Source organism: Bacillus basilensis (genome assembly GCF_050630465.1).
GTDB classification, from domain to species: Bacteria; Bacillota; Bacilli; order Bacillales; family Bacillaceae_G; genus Bacillus_A; species Bacillus_A basilensis.
The window spans coordinates 79301-95533 of record NZ_JBNTQO010000017.1; the positions used below are offsets into that span (position 1 = coordinate 79301).

Consider the following 16233-nt stretch of genomic DNA (forward strand, 5'->3'; position numbering starts at 1 on the left):
GGGGAAACAACATGGCAAACGTATCAACATCAAGCATTAACGTACCAATCGGTGCAGCTATCGTAGAGTACGGAGACGAGGCGGACAAAGTAGTATTCGACATCACGAAGGGCGGTATTACGTTCTCGGTTGCGACATCAGTACAGGAAGTAACAGTAGACCAATATGGCGAGACGCCAGTAAAGGCAATCATGAAAGGTCGTAAAGCAGAATCTACAGTACCTTTCGCATTACATGACTTAGAGAAGTTAGCGGCAGTTATGCCAAACTCTAAATTCACTAAGAGCGACGATAAGAAAAAGTTAGTGGTTAATGCGCAGGCAGGCTACGACATGTTAGCGGGCGCTAAGAAAATGGTAATCAAACCAACAGACCCAGCGGCAACGCCTAACGACTGGATTACTATTCCAATGGCATCAGCTATCGCCGACCCTGACTACACATACAACGCCGACAACGAGCGAGTAGCGAAAATCTCATTCACGGCGTATCCGAATAAGGACACAGGCGTACTGTACATCTTAGGTGACGAAACAGTAACGGAAACAGAAACGAAAGCAGTAGCAAAATAACGAAGAAATCGAGCGGAATCTTAGCGGGCTTCGCTCTCTTTTTTTTTATTTTTATATGAAATTATGCATATATAGTTATTTCGCATTTTGCGAAACATTATAATTAAAAGGGATACCGAAAAGAAAGAGGAATAAAGATGAATTTAGAATCTATATTAGAAGAATTAAAACATAATAGAGTGGCGATAGTAGCAAAGAAAATTGGGATAAGTCACAAGAGGTTATCGAAGGCGCTTAGAGCAGCTGGCTACGATTATAAGCGCAATTTAGGTTGGCATTTTGCGGCAGCGGGTGAACCACCTTTGAAAGCGGATATCCGAGAATTTATACTAAATACCGATGATGTACAGGCGGAAGCTACAAGTAGCACTCTTACGGAAGATGAAGTAAATATATTACGAAAACTCATAAATGAATGGGGTACTACGCCTAACAACGTAGTTAATGAAATCTCACAACAAAAAGAGAATGTTTCAAAGTCTAGTGATTCTCAGAACAATACGACTCTGTTTCATTCGTTGTATATGTGTATTAGAGAAAGTGGAGCGAAAGAAAAGGTTAGCAGGACAGTGAATCTCGGCAAAGAAACATGCTCGGAATTAGGTACTTTCGAAGATGTGCATCGAGTAAATCGTGATGATATTATAGAGGCTGCGCTTCGTGAGTTCTTTGAGAAGTATAAGACGAAGGCGCAATAATTGTATTGTAAGGAAAAATGGGCGTAGATTTTATAATCTGCGTCTTTTTTTATGAGTTAGTGCAGAAAGATGCGCTGAGATTCGCATTTTAAGGCGATTATAATTGAATTAACGTATTAGTGTGCGTCTAAATGCGCTCTATGTCGTTTTGTGCGGAGTACGAACGGTACGAAAAGTACGAGAAAGGCGCATGAATACAGGATTTCTTTTATAAGATTAGATATATTTTTACTTGTCATTGTGGCAGAGTTTGGGTATGATGGAATTAACGTAATAGACCGTTAAGTAAGAGCGGTATTATTAACCTTTAGAGCGAAAAACAACCATGCTATATGCGTGTAAACATTGATATTAACGCATTTTAATCTGCGTTAAACTGACCGTATAATTTACAATTGATAATCCAAATGCAATCGCATCATGCGGATGTGGATCATCTTTCCGTACAGCATCGAATGCTGGTAAGCCAGAAGAGTGCTAAGTTTTTAGCCGAAATAGAAAAAGACCTTTTTAGCGATGGAATACAATCGTTAGGGAGGTCTTTTCTTTTGCCATAAAAGTCCAGTTGGTAAGGGCTGATTAAAGTTTTACTTTATCTTTGCATAGATGCAAGTATCAGTTAGTTGTTTGCCGTCAGCTGAAAAATCTTCATTACGTAATACCCCTTCAAGCTCAAAACCTAATTTTTCAGGGATTGCACGACTTTTCGTGTTATTACATTCACATCGTATTTCAATCCTTCTAAATTTAAATAACTGAAATCCAAGGTTTGTTAATGCACTTACTGTTTCTGTCATATATCCACTGCCACTGAATTGGGTGTTAATCCAGTATCCAATTTCACATTTAGAAATATTCCAATCAATTCGGTGAAGGCTTGCAGTTCCAATAAAATCATTCGTCTCCTTATGATAGATAAGGTAGCGAAAGCTTTCTCTTTTCAAAAAATCTATATGCGCATTTCTCAAGAGAATTTCCGTTTCTTCAACAGTAGGAATGGACTGGAATAAAAACAACCACTGCTTTAATTCACGAATTGAATCTTTAATAGCTTCGTGTACTACATTCCCTTCACCGGTTTGCAGTGGTGCTCGAAGAATGAGTCTATCTGTTTCTATTTGTAACGGAACATCTAATAAAATAGGATTCATATTATTTCTCCCCTCGAAAATTTTAAATTAGGACATAGCGAAACTTATGTAAAAACACTTTCGCTCAAAAGTTAGAAAATAATAAATACATATTCACTTCATCATTTAGAAATCCCTTTTTACATATTGAAAATGAAACCGTTAGTTGAATAAGGAATTATTATTTTTCTTCTAATTTCTGTCTTTTACATGATTAGAAGTGGGTTTATGTGTATGAAGAAGTTTGCCGGAGTAGTAGCAACTCATCCAAATTTAGAATCTGTACTTATTCTAATTGGTGACGGGATGACGATTTCTAAAGTGAAGAAATAATTATTATCTTACAAAAGTGTAATGTTCATGTCATGTTTTTGAATTTCTTCTTTAAGCTCTGGGCATTAAGATAACAATATAAGAAAAAAACATGAGGTGAAGGAAATGAAAAGATATATTGCACTGTTTAGTATTTTAGTTGTATTCGCAAGCCTTTTAGTTGGTTGTGATATTAATCGTTTAGGAAAAGATGAGTATTACGTTCAAGTTACAGCTGATGGAATTGAAAAAAATGAGAAGTTTGATAACGGAGAGCCACATAAATATTTCGAGTATAAATTAAAAGGATTCGATAAAGACGGAAAAGAAAAAGAAAAAGAATTAGAATTCACAGCTCAAAAAAATCTTCGTAAAGATGCATTCTTACGCGTATACAATTCAGATAAAAAAGGTGTAACAGCTTGGGAAGAAGTGAAGAAAGACGAGCTTCCTGCGAAAGTGAAAGAAAAGTTAAGTGTGAAATAAGAAAGATAAAAAGGAATTGACGAACAGGGTCAATTCCTTTTTTGATTCTCAAAATCCTCTTCTGAAATGACTTTAAAGCCATGTCTTTTAAATAAAGCAGTTGTTACCCCGTAACCAATTTGTTTATTGCCGTTAAATTCTCCGGTGTAAATTGTAGAACTACCACAAGATGGGCTGCGTTCTTTTAAAATAATATATTCTGGGTGTAAATTTTTGATTTGTTCTAATGCTTTATAAGCACCGTTTACGAAAGCTTCTGTGACATCCTCACCATCTTTTGTCATTACCTTTGCTTTTCCGTCTAAAACGTCATCGCCATTCCCGCCAATAATTTCGGCAGAGGGACGAGGTGTTGGTAATCCCCCTAATACTTCAGGACAAATGAGGACTGTATCTTCTTGTTGCAGAAGCTCCTCTATTTTTGAAACGAGATTGTCATTTCCATCATACCGGCAAGCGATTCCACCTAAACAAGCGCTAATTACGATCATATTTTCATCTCCAATAAAAAATATTTAATGTCACGCCAATTTCTCTTCCTGCCTCTTATTTATAAGTGAGGTGATAAAAATGGGAAGTTTATATAACTTAATGAAACCATACAGTGAATTTCGAAGTAAAGAAGAGTTTAATACATATCAAAAGCAAGTTTTGAAATATTATCGATTTCAATTAAATAAAACGGATGCTACCATTATTCATTTTTTAGGAAAGTATGCAGTGAATGAGAAACAGAAAACAGTAGGAGTTGCTTGTCCGTTAATGGAGACGATTGCGACGAATATTAGAAAAAGTATTCGTACAGTACGCCGTTCCATTGCAAAGTTAGAGGAACTAGGAATTATAAAACGTGTTGCGACAAAAGAAAGACATAAACGCGGCGGATATAGTGCGAACTTATATGTATTTCTTACATCTGCAATTGACCGTATGGATGACCGTATGAAAATGTCCGCATGTGAAAGTGGGGACTGTGCAGCTGGCTGTAGTAAAAATGAGCAAAAATATGAGCGGGAAACAATTCTTTATAAAAACATTCCACAAATAAAAGAGAATAGAAAAGTAACGTACGAGCTTGATGAGACGTATTGTCGCCATGATATACCGAAGCCTTTTATATACGCACTTCTGCCGATGACGAGTAATCCGAAGAAGATTAATATATTTTGGAGTAAGGTGGAACTTGCGTATAAAAAGAGCGGATTATTAGAACAAGGTGTTTTACTGGAGCAAATATTAGCTGATGAAGAAGTGTATGGAAATTTCATCTGGCGAGTGAAGAGTGTCGTGAGAGCGTATAAATACGGGGAAATCCGTAAAAATGTTAAGGCACTTTTATATAGTACAGTGCGAGATTTATTTTTAGAGGTTGGATTAGAATGGGGAGCAGCTGTGAGAAGAAGTAAGGGGATACCGTTATTTGATCCATTTAAAAAGGAGCCATGCGTATAACACATGACTCCGAGTAGTTAATCAAACTTTCTTACAACTGGAACACGAATCGCTACAAATAGTACGAAGACGATAACGGCGATTGCACCGCTTTTCATAACGGCTACGATTGGAATTCCTACTGCAAGTGCGATTGATGTGAATGCATAAGAAAGCGGGATAAAGCCCATGGATGATAGCATAAGTAGACTCATTACGCGTCCCATCATTTCTTCTTTTACTGTCGATTGAATCATCGCCATAAGCGGAACGATAGCCATTGCAATTGTAATACCGTAAAACATGCCAGCTAATAATGCTTGCCAAAGTACGGTGCTAAAGTTGATGGATAAGAAGAATACACCAGACAGTAGCATCATGATAATGCAAAATAGACCGCGTCTACGATTAATATTTTTTAAACCGACAATGACCGCGCCTATTGCCATTCCGCCGCCGACAGATGCTTCTAAGTAACTAAACTGAAGCGAATCACCGTGCAGAACATTTTTAACGAAAAGCGGGAAACCGACTTGCATCGGACCGATTAAAAATAAATTTAAAAAGGCGCTACAAAGAAGGAAAGTTGAAAGGAATGGTGATTCCTTTACGTATAAAATTCCTTCTTTAATAGAAGTAAACATGCCTTTGTCTGTATTTTGCTGCTCTGGCATCGTAAATTGTATTTTTTGAACGAGTATGGCTGCGACGATTAGTAATAAAATTGTGATCGAAAAGATCGTTTCATAGTTCGTAAATTTGATAAGAATGCCGCCAAGTACAGGGCCTAAGATGACCGATGCTTGGTTTGTCATTTGTGTAAGTGAGTTTGCTTGTGTTAAACGGTTTTTTTCTACAAGTTCAGGTAAGATAGATCCGTCAGCTGACCAGAAAAAAGCATCAGCAAGTCCAAAGAATAAGGCGAATAAAGCAAATGTATATAGTGTTACATCACCTACGATGAACCATGTGAGAATGGTTGCAACGAGAATAGCGCGAATAATATTAGAATAAAACATAATATTTTTTTTCGGGAATTTATCAGCTACAGCGCCGCCGATAATCATAAAAATAAGCCTTGGAACACTAAGAGCTACGAAAACAACACCGAGTGAAGCTTCAAGGTTTAATGTTTTTGCTATGTACCACGTTTGTGAAAAAGTAAAAAAGGCTAAAGCAAAACTTGAAAAAAGAGTAGCTGCCCAAAGAAAAAGGAAATTCGTATTTTTTAATAACGGTTTTCCGCTTCCTTCTAAAGCAGATTTATTTTGTTGTAGTTCCTCCATATTGCTTCCTTTCTATGTGACAAATTTAAACTAAAAAACCTGTTAACAATCGTTTTATACAGTTTCTAATATTTCTATACTGCACTTTCTCATTGTAGACAATAATAATGAATTTGCACAGTGGCTATTTAACGACAAAAAAGAAGATACCAAAGGGTATCTTCTTTTTTGTCGTTTAGGCTAATGCAATATAAATATCCAATTGTACGTTGGTTGGATCTAACGCTCTTTCATCATAAAGCTCAAAGTCTGTTGTAAAAGCACGTTTGTTTTCCTTTGACCATTTCCAAATATATTCCCAAGCTTCGCAAACAACTTCAGCAACTGGTCCCTTTCTTGTTGTAAATACCGCATACGTAGCGGCAGGTATTGTTAAAGTTGTCATATTTTCAGGAACGTCTTCTAATGAAGAAACAGGCATGCCAATCGTAAAGGTATATGTACCCGTTTCATCTGATTCGTAGTTTGAGTAGAAAGCGAATGTTTCTTTCGTTTGTTGATTTGGAATGTGGTGCATGATTTGTTCTTGGAAGTACCGGTTCCAAAGCCCGGGAATTTTTCCTTCAATAGATGCCTCTATTTCATTTGTCGTCGTAATCGAAACGCCGATTACTTGGAAAGCTTCTTTTTTTACGATGATAGGTTCTTTCATTTTAAAATATCCCCCTCAATAAATAGAACGTGCGTTCTATTTATTGTAACATATTTTGGAAGAGAACGGTAGTACAATAAAAAAGAACTCCTTTTACGTAAAAGGAGTTCTTTTCATTTCTATATTAAAACATACTAGAGCTATGCATCGGTTGAAGTTTTGCGTTTGGATCGAAGTAAGCTTTTGCATTGTTTACTGCTGTCGGTGCTTCACCGAAGCCGCAAGCAATGAGTTTTACTTTTCCTTCATATGTACAAATGTCACCAGCAGCGTAAATGCCAGGAATATTTGTTTCCATTTTCGAGTTCACGAGAATGCTGTTTTTTTGTATATCTAAGCCCCAGTTTTTAATTGGACCAAGAGAGGAAACGAAGCCGTAGTTTACAATTACGTCATCAACATCGATGATAATTTTTTCTTCTGTTTTTACATGCTGAAGAACGACTTGTTCAATTTTGTCATCACCAATGAGTTCTACTGGAACGTACGGTGTGCTTACTTCTGCACGAGAATTCATTAAGCTTTCTACGCTATGTTCATGCGCACGGAATTTATCACGGCGATGAACGATTGTAACTTTGTCGGCGATTGGCTCTAACATCATTGTCCAATCAACGGCTGAGTCGCCGCCACCAAATACTACGACGCGCTTACCAGCAAATTTATTCATATCATCAACGAAATAATGTAAGTTTTTCTTTTCATACTTAGCTATACCTTCTAATTCTAAGCGACGTGGTTGGAAAGCACCATTGCCAGCAGTAATAATAACTGATTTAGAATAGTGAGTTTGCTTATTCGTAACAAGTTTAAATATACCGTCAGCTTGTTTCTCAAGCGTATCAACAGCTTCTTCTAAACAAACGGTTGGGTCGAATTTCTTCATTTGCTCTTTTAAGTTATCAACTAATTCTTGTGCGCGCACTTTTGGAAATCCAGCTACATCATAAATGTATTTTTCAGGGTAGAGTGCGGATAATTGTCCTCCAAGCTGAGGTAAGCTTTCAATGATTTTTACACTAGCTTGTCTCATACCGCCATAAAATGCTGTGAACAGCCCTGTTGGACCACCACCAATAATTGTTATGTCATAAACTTTTTGATTTTCTGCCACTTTCATTCCCCCTATAGATGGAATTTTGATATTGATTTCATATATTGTTCATATGTACATGAAAATCCTGCAAATGATGACACTTTCAAATAAATGATAGCATATTTGAGTTCAGAATACTTCTGAAAACGACTGAATTGTGTGTAAGTTTTCGCATAGATGCTTTTTAAATTGTATAAAATATGGAGAAAGGAAAATACATGAAAAAAAGGCTGAAAAACCCTTGAAAACGCTATGTTATTTTAAAATATTGATAATTCTCCAGACGCTTGAATTCTGGAATAAAACCGACTAATATAGGGAAGTATTATGTTAAATTTCTATGACAAAATTCGTACGATTTTTTGACTGCGTTTTGTTATGATATAGAATGTGATAAATTCCACATTCTTGACAAATAGAGTTTTTAGTACTTGGTATTATTTTTCATTACTATTATATAAAGAAAAGGGTTGTGATTTGGTGAAGACTCCAAAAATCGTAGTTTTAGGTGCAGGTTATGGCGGGATGATTACGACTGTTCGTCTGCAAAAAGCATTATCTGTAAATGAAGCTGAAATTACGTTAGTAAACAACAACAGCTATCACTACCAAGCGACTTGGTTACACGAGAGCGCAGCTGGTACATTACAAGATGAAAAAATCTGTCTAGATATTCAAGACGTTATCGATACAAATAAAGTGAACTTTGTACAAGATACAGTAGTAGAAATTAAAGCTGCTGAAAAACGCATTATCTTAAAAGACGGCGAGTTAGAGTATGACTACTTAGTAATCGGTCTTGGTTTCGAATCAGAAACATTCGGTATTACAGGATTAAAAGAGCACGCATTCTCAATCGCTAACATTAATGCAACTCGTCAAATTCGTGAGCATATGGAAGCTAGTTTCGCTAAATATGCAACTGAACAACGCGATGAGTTAATAACAATCGTTGTTGGTGGTGCTGGATTTACTGGTATCGAATACGTAGGTGAGCTTGCAAACCGTGTTCCTGAACTTTGCAAACAGTACAATGTACCACGTGAAAAAGCACGTATCATCTGTGTAGAAGCTGCTCCAACAGCACTTCCAGGTTTCGATCCAGCATTAGTAGAATACGCTGTAAAACAACTTGAGAAAAAAGGCGTAGAATTCCGCATCGGTACAGCAATTAAAGAAGCAACTGAAGAAGGTATTATCGTTGCAAATGGCGATGATACTGAATTAATTAAGTCTGAAACAGTAGTTTGGGCTGCAGGTGTTCGTGGTAACGGTATTGTGGAAGAGTCTGGCTTTGAAGCAATGCGCGGACGTGTAAAAGTTGATGAGTACATGCACGCTCCAGGATACGAAGATGTATTCATGGTTGGTGACGCAGCGTTAATCATTAACGAAGAAATTAACCGTCCATACCCACCAACAGCACAAATCGCAATTCAACAAGGTTACAATATTGCACACAACTTAACTGTGTTAGTTCGTGGCAAAGGCGAAATGAAAACATTCGCATTCGATAATAAAGGATCTGTATGTTCTTTAGGTCATGACGATGCAATGGGCGTTGTTATGGGCAAAAAGTTAACAGGTTGGAAAGCTTCTTTCATGAAGAAAGTTATCGATAACCGTTACCTATTCTTATTAGGTGGACCTTTATTAGTTCTTAAAAAAGGTAAATTAAAGTTCTTTTAATATATAGTAGAGAAAGCAGAAACGGCTAAGAGCTGTTTCTGCTTTTTTCATTTTAAAAATATAGTATAATATATAAAAAGAAAGAATATTCTGTCCGTTCTGGTAGAGGAGGGTATTACATCATGGAGAAGCGAGGGAAAGTATGGCTAGCTGTTAGTGGCCTAGTAGCTACAAAAGATGGCAGGTGGCTATTCGTTAAGAAGAAATACAGTGGATTAAAGGGGAAATGGTCTTTACCGGCTGGTTTTGTAAATGAAGGTGAGACGGTTGATGAAGCTGTGAAACGTGAAGTGTTAGAAGAGACAGGCATTGTCGCTCATGTGAAGGGAATCATTGGCGTTCGATCGGGCGTGATTCGCAATGAAATTAGTGATAATATGATTATTTTCCTTTTGGAACCTGAAGGAGAAAATATTATTGTACAGGAGAAGGAATTGTCTGACGTAGCGTTTCTACATCCAGATACGATTGCAGACGATCCAAATACGTCTGTACTTATTACATATTTGTTAGAAAGAAAATCAGAATTCCATCTTGAAATGGACAAAACATTAAATCCTGGAGAGCAATTTGGTTATACGGCCTATCACGTATTTACGGCGCATGAGAAGGAGAGGGAGAAAGAGTGAGTATACCGGTACTACTTATTTCAATGATGTTATTTTTTATTTTGTTTTTTGGAATTGGATTTTTACTCAACATGATATTGCGAGCGACATGGGTAATGGTTATTGTGTATCCGATTGTTTGTATACTTATTATTAATAAGGCGAGTGTGTGGGATTACTTTTCAAAGCCAAAAGAAACATTCTCTTCATTTGGGACAAGTGTATCGCATTTAGGACAAGCAGATGTGTTTATTTTATCTACTGGGTTAGTAGGTGCTGCTTTGGCAGGAATCGTAATTAAGAAACTTCGGAAAAGCGGATATCAAATGTTTTAATCTCCAATTCATTTGGAGATTATTTTTTTGCATATTCCTTCATTGTATAGGGAATGATTAACGATGAAGGAGTGTGGAATATAAAAATGTTAAAACGATATTGTATTCGCATTATGATGACTTGTTTACTTGTATCCGCATTATGCGTAACATGGAATGCTTTCACAGGAGTTTCTTTAGTAGAGATTGTAAAGAAATATGAGGGAACGAGTGCAAAAGAAGTACATGCAGCAGAAGTTAAGAGAAATGTTGCTCCGAGTAAAGAAGTGATAAATGCTTTAGAGCAGGCAAACGACTGGTCTAAATATCGTTCAATTGAAATGACTGCAACAGGTTATACGTCGGGGATTGAGTCGACTGGTAAGAGGCCGGGACATCCGGAGTATGGTATTACATATTCAGGTGTTAAGGTGAAAAGGGATTTATATTCCACGATCGCTGCGGACTTACGCGTATTCCCAATTGGAACAATTCTATTCGTACCAGGTTATGGGTATGGTGTAGTGGCTGATAAGGGCGGTGCAATAAAAGGAAACCGTCTTGATCTGTATTATGATACGGTGAAAGATGTTTATAGCCAATGGGGTAAGAAAAAAGTAAATGTGTATGTAGTTAAGGTAGGTAATGGTAAGTTTACAGAAGAAGAGTTAACGATGTTAAATCAAGACGAAACAATGCAAGTGTTTCGCGGCCAATATTTAAAACAAAGATAGTCTAGTGGTAATTACGCTAGACTTTTTAATTTTATATTAGAAGAAATATGGAGTATATAGGATATGACAGAAGTTAGAATTGTCGCATTTTATCGAAAATAAAGTTATAATAAAGGAAGAGTAGAGAAATTTAGGGGGTCTGAACATGTTTCAAGTACAAAAAGAATTAGCAAGCCATGAAGCGGTGATTGTTGCCTTATTTGAAGAGGAGAAAACGAGTAGTTTTGTACAAGAATTGGACAAAGCGTTTGAAGGACAATTACAAGTTTTATTAGAAGAGAAAGAACTTTCTACTAAGAAGAAAGCTATTTCAAAAGTACATAGTTTAGGAAAAACAAATGTGAAACGTTATTATTTCGTTGGTTTAGGTAAGAAGGAATCTTATACAACAGAAACATTACGTGTGGCCCTTGGTAAGGCGTTTAAAACGTTACAAGCAGCGAAAGTACAAGATGCAGCAATCTTACTTGATTCTTTCGTAACAGAGAAGTTAGATGTGATTGATGTAGCTCATATTGCAGCAGAAGTACAAGGCCTTGGTACATATGAATTACAAACGTATAAATCAGATAAAAAGGATCGTGTAGAGTTAGAGAAGTTTACGGCTATTACAGCGGAAGATGCACAGGAAATTGAAGCTGCATTAACAGTTGGCTACGTACATGGACGTGCAACAAATTCAGCTCGTACACTTGTAAATATGCCGCCAAACGTATTAACAGCGACAAAGCTTGCTGAGTATGCTGTTGAGTTAGCGGAGAAGTATGATATGGATTATAAAGTTCTTGAGAAAGAAGAGATGGAAGAGCTTGGTATGGGTGCATTGCTTGCAGTAAACCAAGGTAGTGTAGAGCCACCAAAAATGATCGCTCTTATTTATAAAGGAAAAGAAGAGTGGACAGATGTTATTGGATTCGTTGGAAAAGGAATCACATACGATACAGGCGGGTATTCTTTAAAACCACGTGAAGGCATGGTCGGTATGAAAGGTGATATGGGCGGTGCAGCTGCTGTATTAGGTGCGATGGAAATTATCGGTGAACTTCGCCCTGAGCAAAATGTGATCGCTGTTATTCCATCAACGGATAACGTTGTAAGTGGTACAGCATTTAAGCCAGACGATGTAATCACATCTATGAGCGGAAAAACAATTGAAGTATTAAATACAGATGCAGAAGGTCGCTTAGCATTAGCTGACGGTATTACGTATGCGAAAAAATTAGGTGCAAACTACCTTGTTGATGTTGCGACATTAACAGGCGGTGTAATTGTTGCACTTGGAAATCATACGACAGGCGCAATGACAAACAATGAAGAGCTGTTTGAGCAAGTGCTAGAGGCATCTATGGAAACAGATGAATCAATTTGGCAATTACCAATTTTTGATCGTGATAAAGAACGCGTGAGAAACAGTAAATTTGCTGATTTAAATAACTCACCAGGCCGTGAAGGACATGCGGTTATGGCAGGTACATTCCTAGGTGAATTCGCTGAAGACACACCTTGGGTACACCTAGACATCGCTGGAACATCTGAAACATCAGGAGCGCATGATTTAGGACCAGCTGGAGCAACAGGTGCAATGGTACGTACACTTGCAACACTTGTTGAACGTTTCGGAGAAGAATAAGATAATAAGAGAAGGCTGTTCCTACATTTTGGAACAGCCTTTTTTATTGGTATGACTATGGATGTCTTATCCCACATGAACTGCCCGTAAACTATAGTTTCACTTTATAAAGAAATTGTATATAAAGTACCGTTTAAAGCAAATGAAGTGCGACCCGTTTCTTCAGAGACAACTAAAATAAGTGCATCGCTTTTTTCTGATAACCCAATTGCAGCTCTGTGACGTGTTCCTAGCTCTGGATCAACTTCTGTACTTTTTGTTAGTGGAAGAATATTAGCAGCTGAAACAATATGATTATTTTTAACGAGAACGGCTCCGTCATGAAGAGGGTTACCTGGATAAAAAATCGATTCGAGCAGTGGTGCGGTTAAATGAGCATTTAACGTTGTTCCAGTTTGAATACAAGATTCAAGTGTCTCGTTTCGTTCCACAACAATAAGAGCACCGTGTTTTCTGGCGCTTAAATGTTGGACAGCTGTTGTAATGAACTGTGAGCTTTCCGTATAAGGTGATAAATACGCTTGAATATAGTATGTAGCTGCCAGTGTTTGTACATTTGCTAACATATGATGAATATCTTCCATCTTACACAAAATACATTCATCTTCTTTATCAATTGCTTGCCTCATAATTGATAATTCTTTTTCGGCAATTTCAATCATTTGCTTTGTTTGTATTTTGAGTTCTTCTGACAAGCCCCATTCTTGCATAATCCTCATTCCCTTTAGTGGAGTATTTAACCATAGTGTATACAAATATTGCTAGTAAAATCCTGTTAGATTGTAAAAAATATTGAGATACAGGTTGTTTTTTTCATATAATAAAGGTATGACAAGCGAGAGGAGATAGAAGGATGAACTGGAAACAAGAATTTAGTCGCTGGCTTTCATATGCAGAGTTAGACGCAGAACTAAAAGAACAGTTAGAAAACATGAAGCAAGATGAGAAGAAAATCGAGGACAGTTTTTATAAAAATCTAGAATTCGGTACAGGTGGTATGCGTGGTGAACTTGGTGCTGGTACGAACCGTTTAAACGTATACACAGTTCGTAAAGCAACGCAAGGATTAGCAAAGTTTATTGAAAAATTAGGTGAAGAAGCGAAGAAGCGCGGTGTTGTAGTAGCATATGATTCTCGTCATAAATCACCTGAGTTCGCAATGGAAGTAGCTGCTACACTTGGTGCGCATGGTATTACAACATATGTGTTTGAAAGCTTACGTCCAACGCCAGTGCTTTCTTTCGCAGTTCGTCATTTACATACAGTGAGTGGAATCGTTCTTACGGCAAGCCATAATCCGCCTGAGTATAACGGTTATAAAGTATACGGTGAAGATGGTGGGCAGTTGCCTCCAAAAGAAGCTGATGAATTAATTAGCTACGTAAATGAAGTAGAAGATGAATTAACAGTTGAGGTTGCTGATGTGGAGCAATTAAAAGCTGACGGTTTATTACATATTATTGGACAAGAAGTAGATGATGCATATGCAGCAGAATTGAACAATGTCATTATTAATAAAGAAATGGTACAAAAGGTTGGGAAAGACTTAAAGATCGTCTTTACACCACTACACGGAACATCAAATATTTCTGTACGCCGTGGTTTAGAAGAAGTTGGATTTACAGATGTAACAGTTGTAAAAGAGCAAGAGTTACCAGATCCGAACTTCTCTACAGTGAAATCACCAAACCCAGAAGAGCATGCAGCGTTTGAGTATGCAATTCGTGACGGTGAGAAGGTAGGCGCAGATGTGTTAATCGCAACAGATCCTGACGCAGACCGCCTTGGCGTAGCAGTTCGTAATCACGATGGTGAGTTCCAAGTATTAACTGGTAACCAAACAGGTGCATTAATGCTTGATTACTTATTATCTCAAAAGAAAGAAAACGGAACGCTTCCAGAGAACGGTGTTGTATTAAAAACAATCGTAACGTCTGAAATTGGCCGTACAATCGCGAAAGCATACGATTTAGATACAGTTGATACGTTAACTGGATTTAAATTTATTGGTGAGAAAATTAAACAGTATGAAGAAAGTGGACAATACGCATTCCAATTCGGTTATGAGGAAAGCTATGGTTATTTAATTCGTCCATTCTGCCGTGATAAAGATGCAGTACAATCTGTTCTATTTGCATGTGAAGTAGCTGCATACTACAAATCACAAGGTAAAACGTTATACGATGGTCTATTAGAAGTATTTGATAAGTACGGTTTCTTCCGTGAAGATCTTGTATCGTTAACACTAAAAGGAAAAGATGGAGCGGAACAAATCCAAGAAATGATGGCAACATTCCGTAAAAATCCTCCGAAAGAAGTAGCGGGCTTAACAGTTGTAGCAGTTGAAGACTATAAAGCGAGCATCGTTACATCTTTACAAGATGGACATAAAGAAGAGATTCACTTACCGAAATCAAATGTGTTAAAATATCAATTAGAAGATGGTTCTTGGTTCTGCCTACGTCCATCTGGAACTGAACCGAAGATTAAGTTCTACTTCGGTGTTCAAGATAATTCTTTACAAAATAGTGAACAAAAGTTACTTACTATTAAAGAAGATATTATGAATCGTTTATAATATAAAGTAATTTTAAGTAGTAGGGAATAAAAGGGAGTGAAACCTCCCTTTTATTCTATGTAAGGAAATAATCGTTATTTATTCTGACAGAAGAGAGGGTATTTTGTGATGAAAAGAGTAAGAAAAGCGATAATCCCAGCAGCTGGATTAGGAACACGTTTTTTACCAGCTACAAAAGCAATGCCAAAAGAAATGTTACCGATAGTAGATAAACCAACTATCCAATACATTGTAGAAGAAGCAATAAAATCAGGAATCGAAGATATTATTATCGTTACTGGTAAAACAAAGCGCTCTATTGAAGATCATTTTGATAATGCATTTGAGTTAGAGCAAAACTTATTAGAAAAGAAAAAGTATGAGTTACTTGAAAAAGTACAGGCTTCTTCAAAAATGGTAGATATTCATTATATCCGTCAAAAAGAACCAAAAGGATTAGGTCACGCTGTTTGGTGTGCACGTAAGTTCATCGGTGATGAGCCATTCGCTGTTTTATTAGGTGATGATATCGTTCAAGCTGAAAAACCATGTTTACGTCAATTAATTGAAGAATATGATAAAACGCTTTCTTCTGTTATTGGTGTACAAACGGTTCCAGAAGATGAAACACATCGCTACGGAATTATTGATCCGTTAGAGCAGGAAGGACGTCGTTACCAAGTTCGCAATTTCGTTGAGAAACCAGCAGCAGGTACAGCACCTTCAAACTTAGCAATTATGGGACGTTACGTTTTAACACCTGAAATCTTCATGTTCTTAGAACAGCAACATGTTGGTGCTGGTGGTGAAATTCAGTTAACAGATGCTATCCAAAGCTTAAACGAAATTCAACGTGTATTCGCTTACGATTTCGAAGGAAAGCGCTACGACGTAGGTGAAAAGTTAGGATTCGTTCAAACGACAATTGAGATGGCCCTGCAACACCCAGAATTAAGTGGTGACATGGTTACAATGATGAAGAGAATTTTAGAAGAACATACGAATCAAGAGTCTTAATAAAAAAAGAGTTATTTCAGT

18 protein-coding genes and 1 pseudogene are annotated in these 16233 nt (G+C 37.1%); 13 read left to right on the forward strand and 6 right to left on the reverse strand.

The window, feature by feature from the left end:
• The first annotated feature begins 11 nt into the window (after window positions 1-11).
• The 3 genes and pseudogenes from ACQVV1_RS23970 to ACQVV1_RS23980 all read left to right on the forward strand — a co-directional run.
• Window positions 12-572, forward strand: a complete 561-nt coding sequence (locus tag ACQVV1_RS23970) for a hypothetical protein (protein ID WP_431169613.1) — start codon at window positions 12-14, stop codon at window positions 570-572.
• 137 nt (window positions 573-709) lie between these two features.
• A complete protein-coding gene (locus ACQVV1_RS23975) occupies window positions 710-1270 on the forward strand; it encodes a CopG family transcriptional regulator (protein ID WP_431169614.1) in 561 nt (186 codons plus the stop codon).
• A gap of 388 nt (window positions 1271-1658) precedes the next feature.
• Window positions 1659-1751, forward strand: a pseudogene (locus tag ACQVV1_RS23980) (iron-sulfur cluster assembly accessory protein); the annotation flags it as partial.
• 106 nt (window positions 1752-1857) lie between these two features.
• Here ACQVV1_RS23980 and ACQVV1_RS23985 read toward each other — a convergent pair.
• On the reverse strand, window positions 1858-2421 hold the full coding sequence (locus ACQVV1_RS23985; RefSeq protein WP_242256510.1) for a GNAT family N-acetyltransferase: 564 nt from the start codon (window positions 2419-2421) through the stop codon (window positions 1858-1860).
• Window positions 2422-2610: 189 nt separating this feature from the next.
• Between ACQVV1_RS23985 and ACQVV1_RS23990 the strand changes: the two genes are divergently transcribed.
• Window positions 2611-2733: a methyltransferase gene (locus ACQVV1_RS23990; RefSeq protein WP_309259480.1), complete on the forward strand. Its 123-nt coding sequence runs from the start codon at window positions 2611-2613 to the stop codon at window positions 2731-2733.
• A 105-nt stretch (window positions 2734-2838) separates the two neighbouring features.
• On the forward strand, window positions 2839-3198 hold the full coding sequence (locus tag ACQVV1_RS23995; protein ID WP_242256512.1) for a YxeA family protein: 360 nt from the start codon (window positions 2839-2841) through the stop codon (window positions 3196-3198).
• 29 nt (window positions 3199-3227) lie between these two features.
• On the opposite strand, the gene ACQVV1_RS24000 is transcribed toward ACQVV1_RS23995, so the two are convergent.
• The gene (locus tag ACQVV1_RS24000) at window positions 3228-3689 is read right to left on the reverse strand and encodes a 2-thiouracil desulfurase family protein (RefSeq protein WP_242256514.1); all 462 of its coding nucleotides are present in this window, start codon (window positions 3687-3689) and stop codon (window positions 3228-3230) included.
• Window positions 3690-3768: 79 nt separating this feature from the next.
• Between ACQVV1_RS24000 and ACQVV1_RS24005 the strand changes: the two genes are divergently transcribed.
• Window positions 3769-4650: a helix-turn-helix domain-containing protein gene (locus ACQVV1_RS24005; protein WP_309259479.1), complete on the forward strand. Its 882-nt coding sequence runs from the start codon at window positions 3769-3771 to the stop codon at window positions 4648-4650.
• 17 nt (window positions 4651-4667) lie between these two features.
• Here ACQVV1_RS24005 and ACQVV1_RS24010 read toward each other — a convergent pair whose 3' ends face one another.
• From ACQVV1_RS24010 to ACQVV1_RS24020, 3 genes are all read right to left on the reverse strand, one after another.
• On the reverse strand, window positions 4668-5915 hold the full coding sequence (locus ACQVV1_RS24010) for an MFS transporter (protein WP_242256518.1): 1248 nt from the start codon (window positions 5913-5915) through the stop codon (window positions 4668-4670).
• Between the two features lie 175 nt (window positions 5916-6090).
• Window positions 6091-6567 carry a GyrI-like domain-containing protein gene (locus ACQVV1_RS24015; RefSeq protein ID WP_242256519.1) on the reverse strand — a complete coding sequence of 159 codons (477 nt, stop codon included), beginning with the start codon at window positions 6565-6567 and terminating at the stop codon, window positions 6091-6093.
• A gap of 124 nt (window positions 6568-6691) precedes the next feature.
• Entirely contained in the window at window positions 6692-7681 is a 990-nt protein-coding gene (locus tag ACQVV1_RS24020) for an NAD(P)/FAD-dependent oxidoreductase (protein WP_141547382.1), read from the reverse strand.
• Between the two features lie 462 nt (window positions 7682-8143).
• On the opposite strand from ACQVV1_RS24020, the gene ACQVV1_RS24025 reads away from it, so the two are divergent.
• The 5 genes from ACQVV1_RS24025 to pepA all read left to right on the forward strand — a co-directional run bounded on the left by ACQVV1_RS24025 (window position 8144) and on the right by pepA (window position 12638).
• Window positions 8144-9352, forward strand: a complete 1209-nt coding sequence (locus tag ACQVV1_RS24025) for an NAD(P)/FAD-dependent oxidoreductase (protein ID WP_063222100.1) — start codon at window positions 8144-8146, stop codon at window positions 9350-9352.
• A 122-nt stretch (window positions 9353-9474) separates the two neighbouring features.
• Entirely contained in the window at window positions 9475-9981 is a 507-nt protein-coding gene (locus ACQVV1_RS24030) for an NUDIX hydrolase (RefSeq protein ID WP_063222099.1), read from the forward strand.
• Window positions 9978-10295 (forward strand): YuiB family protein, encoded by a 318-nt coding sequence (locus ACQVV1_RS24035; RefSeq protein WP_000027007.1) that lies wholly within the window; start codon window positions 9978-9980, stop codon window positions 10293-10295. Before ACQVV1_RS24030 ends, ACQVV1_RS24035 begins: the two co-directional genes overlap by 4 nt.
• An 86-nt stretch (window positions 10296-10381) precedes the next feature.
• Window positions 10382-11008 carry a 3D domain-containing protein gene (locus ACQVV1_RS24040; RefSeq protein ID WP_242256544.1) on the forward strand — a complete coding sequence of 209 codons (627 nt, stop codon included), beginning with the start codon at window positions 10382-10384 and terminating at the stop codon, window positions 11006-11008.
• 145 nt (window positions 11009-11153) lie between these two features.
• A complete protein-coding gene (gene pepA, locus ACQVV1_RS24045) occupies window positions 11154-12638 on the forward strand; it encodes a cytosol aminopeptidase (protein WP_242256521.1) in 1485 nt (494 codons plus the stop codon).
• Window positions 12639-12742: 104 nt separating this feature from the next.
• Here pepA and cdaS read toward each other — a convergent pair whose 3' ends face one another.
• Entirely contained in the window at window positions 12743-13348 is a 606-nt protein-coding gene (gene cdaS, locus ACQVV1_RS24050) for a sporulation-specific diadenylate cyclase CdaS (protein WP_001158741.1), read from the reverse strand.
• Window positions 13349-13491: 143 nt separating this feature from the next.
• On the opposite strand from cdaS, the gene ACQVV1_RS24055 reads away from it, so the two are divergent.
• Together ACQVV1_RS24055 and galU are read left to right on the forward strand one after the other, a co-directional pair.
• Window positions 13492-15216: a phospho-sugar mutase gene (locus tag ACQVV1_RS24055; RefSeq protein WP_431169615.1), complete on the forward strand. Its 1725-nt coding sequence runs from the start codon at window positions 13492-13494 to the stop codon at window positions 15214-15216.
• Between the two features lie 108 nt (window positions 15217-15324).
• Complete coding sequence (gene galU / locus ACQVV1_RS24060) at window positions 15325-16212, forward strand: UTP--glucose-1-phosphate uridylyltransferase GalU (RefSeq protein WP_063222095.1); 888 nt, start codon at window positions 15325-15327, stop codon at window positions 16210-16212.
• Window positions 16213-16233 lie beyond the last annotated feature (21 nt).

Excerpts from the sequence above, each read along its gene's own strand:
- ACQVV1_RS23995 (WP_242256512.1), top strand. The coding sequence starts at position 2,839 with ATGAAAAGATATATTGCACTGTTTAGTATTTTAGTTGTATTCGCAAGC.
- galU (WP_063222095.1), top strand. The coding sequence starts at position 15,325 with ATGAAAAGAGTAAGAAAAGCGATAATCCCAGCAGCTGGATTAGGAACA.
- ACQVV1_RS24005 (WP_309259479.1), top strand. The coding sequence starts at position 3,769 with ATGGGAAGTTTATATAACTTAATGAAACCATACAGTGAATTTCGAAGT.
- ACQVV1_RS23990 (WP_309259480.1), top strand. The coding sequence starts at position 2,611 with ATGATTAGAAGTGGGTTTATGTGTATGAAGAAGTTTGCCGGAGTAGTA.
- pepA (WP_242256521.1), top strand. The coding sequence starts at position 11,154 with ATGTTTCAAGTACAAAAAGAATTAGCAAGCCATGAAGCGGTGATTGTT.
- ACQVV1_RS23970 (WP_431169613.1), top strand. The coding sequence starts at position 12 with ATGGCAAACGTATCAACATCAAGCATTAACGTACCAATCGGTGCAGCT.
- ACQVV1_RS24055 (WP_431169615.1), top strand. The coding sequence starts at position 13,492 with ATGAACTGGAAACAAGAATTTAGTCGCTGGCTTTCATATGCAGAGTTA.
- ACQVV1_RS23985 (WP_242256510.1), bottom strand. The coding sequence starts at position 2,421 with ATGAATCCTATTTTATTAGATGTTCCGTTACAAATAGAAACAGATAGA.
- ACQVV1_RS24000 (WP_242256514.1), bottom strand. The coding sequence starts at position 3,689 with ATGATCGTAATTAGCGCTTGTTTAGGTGGAATCGCTTGCCGGTATGAT.
- ACQVV1_RS24030 (WP_063222099.1), top strand. The coding sequence starts at position 9,475 with ATGGAGAAGCGAGGGAAAGTATGGCTAGCTGTTAGTGGCCTAGTAGCT.
- cdaS (WP_001158741.1), bottom strand. The coding sequence starts at position 13,348 with ATGCAAGAATGGGGCTTGTCAGAAGAACTCAAAATACAAACAAAGCAA.
- ACQVV1_RS24040 (WP_242256544.1), top strand. The coding sequence starts at position 10,382 with ATGTTAAAACGATATTGTATTCGCATTATGATGACTTGTTTACTTGTA.
- ACQVV1_RS23975 (WP_431169614.1), top strand. The coding sequence starts at position 710 with ATGAATTTAGAATCTATATTAGAAGAATTAAAACATAATAGAGTGGCG.
- ACQVV1_RS24015 (WP_242256519.1), bottom strand. The coding sequence starts at position 6,567 with ATGAAAGAACCTATCATCGTAAAAAAAGAAGCTTTCCAAGTAATCGGC.
- ACQVV1_RS24010 (WP_242256518.1), bottom strand. The coding sequence starts at position 5,915 with ATGGAGGAACTACAACAAAATAAATCTGCTTTAGAAGGAAGCGGAAAA.